The 630-nt window shown below is 50.8% G+C and carries 1 protein-coding gene; it reads left to right on the top strand.

All coding sequences use genetic code 11. The features are described 5' to 3' along the window. Nucleotides 1-630, top strand: a 630-nt coding sequence (locus ICN25_RS09895) for a phage major capsid protein (RefSeq protein WP_216182548.1), incomplete at both ends; no start/stop codon positions are given.

A 630-nucleotide genomic window follows, 5' to 3' on the forward strand; every position in this document is an offset into this window, starting at 1 on the left:
GAATACAACGAGCGTGTACAACTCATCAACCTCTTGGATGAGCAACTTGAAGTCTTGAGGGAGGGCTTTCTGAATAAGTTGGACTTAGAGCTTCACCGCGACGGCTCACACGGCGCCGATGCAGTAGTTGGCTTAGATAGCCTAGTTAGCCTAACGCCAGATGCCGGCACAGTAGGCGGAATCGATCGAGCCAAAGCGAGTTACTGGCGCAACTATGCAGTCAAGGACATCGCCTCAACATCGCCAGGGAACTTAGTAGGTGAGATGGAAACGGCATGGCGCCAATGTATTAAGCATGGCGGTAGCCCTGATTTCATCATCGCTGGGGGTAAGTTCATTGATACCTATCGTAAGCAGGTCACAGTTACACATATCGCTGGATCTGGTGAGACCAAGTACATCGATGCTGGCGTAGGTGCAGGTGTAAATACAGGGTTGGCCTTTAAAGGCGTAGAGATCATCTGGGATCCGCAGTTTGATGAACTCGATGCTATGGCTAATCGCACCGTGGAGTGGAGTAAGCGCTGCTACTTCCTCAACACCCGCTTTATGAAGCTAAGGGATGATGATCTAGATATCGTTGCCCCAATCCGTCCGCACGACACGTTAGCCATGTATGCCATGGTGAAC

The sequence above is a fragment of the Polynucleobacter sp. 80A-SIGWE genome (assembly GCF_018882295.1).
Taxonomy (GTDB): domain Bacteria; phylum Pseudomonadota; class Gammaproteobacteria; order Burkholderiales; family Burkholderiaceae; genus Polynucleobacter.